This window comes from Bradyrhizobium sp. 179 (assembly GCF_023073535.1).
Taxonomy (GTDB): Bacteria; Pseudomonadota; Alphaproteobacteria; order Rhizobiales; family Xanthobacteraceae; genus Bradyrhizobium.
Window position 1 is genome coordinate 1 of the sequence record NZ_JADPJR010000094.1, and the last position, 2,520, is coordinate 2,520.

Below are 2,520 nucleotides of genomic sequence, written 5' to 3' on the forward strand. Positions count from 1 at the left end.
AAAAAAAAGAATCAACGGGCCTCCGCCTCAGCCAACCATGCCCGCAGTACGTCACGCCATCGTCGATCTCATCCTACGGCAGCCATCGCAGCGATGCCCTACTGCAGAAGACGTATCCGTGAAAAACTGCAGCACAAACTAATTCTGCCAAAGTAGTGCTAAGAGTGCCGGTCGGGTTTTGCCGTGACGGGGTACAGGCTGCGATAGAGGCTCGCGGTGCCCATCGCGGAGATCAGCGATGTCCTTGGCAGGCCCGGTGAGGACCGGAAAAGCTTTTTTCGACGAAATCAGCAACAAGGTTATAGGCGGGCTTGAGGTCGGCCGAGTGCCGTGGGTACAGTCTTGGGGTACCCCGGGGGCGACGGGGTCGTTGGCCAAGCTGAAAAGCGCCGCGACCGGCCGTCAATACAGCGGCATCACTATTTTGATCCTCTGGGGGCTGCCACCGAAGGCGCATTCGCATGCCAGAGCTGGCTTACCTGCCGCCAGGCGCTGTCGCTCGGTGGTCACGTCCGCAAGGGCGAGCGTGGGACTACTGTTGTCTATGGCAACCGTTTTGTACCGGTCCACGAAAAGCGGCGCGCGAGCGAGAACGGCGAGGAAGCGCAGGCCAATCCGTTCCTCAAGCGCTTCACGGTCTCATTCTCAATACCTCGAAGTTGCTGCCGGCTCGAGCGGATCAGCTAGCGGTTGTTCTGTCTGTTGTACGTCCGGACCTCAAAGTCCAATGGTTGCGCGGTTAGGTTAATGCAAGCCTCGCGGTTCGCCCGAGCTCGGCGAGATCGCTCTGGGCGACCTTCGATGACTACGGAGGGGGCCTGGTTTTTGGCTAGCGGCGCTACGGTACTGGGCAATCGGCACTGGCAAACAGCGCAAGACCCGTTGAATGGGATTGCTGGGAATCGAGTAGCCCGGACGGCTCATGATCAACTCGGGCAGAAAAAGAGGAGCTTGCGCAGAAATTCAGCGTAAATCTCGGGGCCATTGCATTAATCAATATGGACATCCTGTTACTCTACTGCCTCCCAGCTGAACCTCTTCAGGTGGTTTCCAGTAAAGAAGGTTGTCCGAAACGAGCATGTTTAGACACTTTTACCGCCTGTGCATGGTCAAGCATGCCGAGTGTTTCCGACGCAGCAGGCGGGATTTGCAGCAAATGGTCCGGTGGCGGTGCAACCTGATGCTGCTCGGACCCGAACAGCTAGTGCGGCCCGGGTACCCAACAGGGCGACCCAACGAGTTCGGCAAGAAATTAGTCTCCCGAGAATCGTCCCTTGGACTCACGTGCGGCGGCAGAGCGTATGTCTGGCAGTGAACATCACCACGCTGGGTTCGAGGCATCGCACCGAGTGTTTTGCTACCTGAACTGGTCCGCTACCCACCCAATTTTATTGTTTTACTGAGGAGCCCACCGTGAGCGAAGTGGTCAAGCTTGAGCGTCATGACGAAGTCGGCATCGTCACGGTCGACAGCCCTCCGGTCAATGCGCTGAGCGCGGCAGTCCGCGGCGGCATCTTGGAGTGCATCAAGGCCGCGGTCGCCGATCGCGCCATCAAGGGCATCGTGCTGACCTGCGCCGGCCGCACCTTCATGGCAGGTGCCGACATCACCGAATTCGGCAAGCCGCCGAAGCCGCCGGCGCTCAACGACGTGCTCGCCGAGATCGAGAATTCGCCGAAGCCCGTCGTTGCCGCGATCCACGGCACCGCGCTCGGCGGGGGCCTCGAGGTCGCGCTCGCCTGTCATTTCCGCGTTGCGGTGAAAGAAGCCAAGCTCGGCCTGCCCGAGGTGAAGCTCGGCCTGTTGCCCGGCGCCGGTGGCACCCAGCGCCTGCCGCGCGCGGTCGGGCCCGAGCTCGCGGTCAAAATGATCGTTGGCGGCGATCCGATCGGCGCGGCGGAAGCGCTGAAGCACGGGTTGATCGAGGAGATCATCGAAGGTCCGGCCGGCGGCGAAGCCTTCGTCCGCAAGCTGATCGCCGAGAAGCGTCCGCTGCGCCGCCTGCGCGACGACGATTCCAAGATCGCGGCCGCCAAGGCCGACTGCTCGATCTTCACCAACGCTGTCGCCGCCATGACCAAGAAGTCGCGCGGTTTGGAAGCGCCGTTCGCGGCGGCCGACGCCGTCGGCTATGCCATCGACCTGCCGTTCGACGAAGGTCTCAAGAAGGAGCGCGAGGGCTTTTTGAAGCTCGTTGCCAGCGACCAGTCCAAGGCGCAGCGTTACGCCTTCTTCGCCGAGCGCGAGGCCAACAAGATCGCGGGCGTGCCCGAGGGCACCAAGGCGCGGCCCGTTAACCGTGTCGCCATTCTCGGCGCCGGCACCATGGGCGGCGGCATCGCGATGTCCTTTGCCAATGCCGGCGTGCCCGTCACCCTGATCGAGACCGGGGAAGAACAGCTCAAGCGCGGCATGGGCGTCATGCAAAAGAACTGGGAAGCGACCGCGGCACGCGGCGGCATCCCGGCCGATGCGCCTGCCAAGCGCATGGCGCTGATCAACGGCAAGGTCGGGATCGAG

Annotated in this window: 1 protein-coding gene and 1 pseudogene; both read left to right on the forward strand. The window is 62.1% G+C overall.

The window, feature by feature from the left end; all coding sequences use genetic code 11:
* Nucleotides 1-238 precede the first annotated feature (238 nt).
* Nucleotides 239-639 (forward strand): annotated as a pseudogene (locus IVB12_RS21870) (ArdC-like ssDNA-binding domain-containing protein); the annotation flags it as partial.
* A 774-nt stretch (nt 640-1,413) separates the two neighbouring features.
* Nucleotides 1,414-2,520 (forward strand): enoyl-CoA hydratase-related protein (locus tag IVB12_RS21875; protein WP_247301741.1); only part of this gene is annotated, 1,107 nt, incomplete at its 3' end.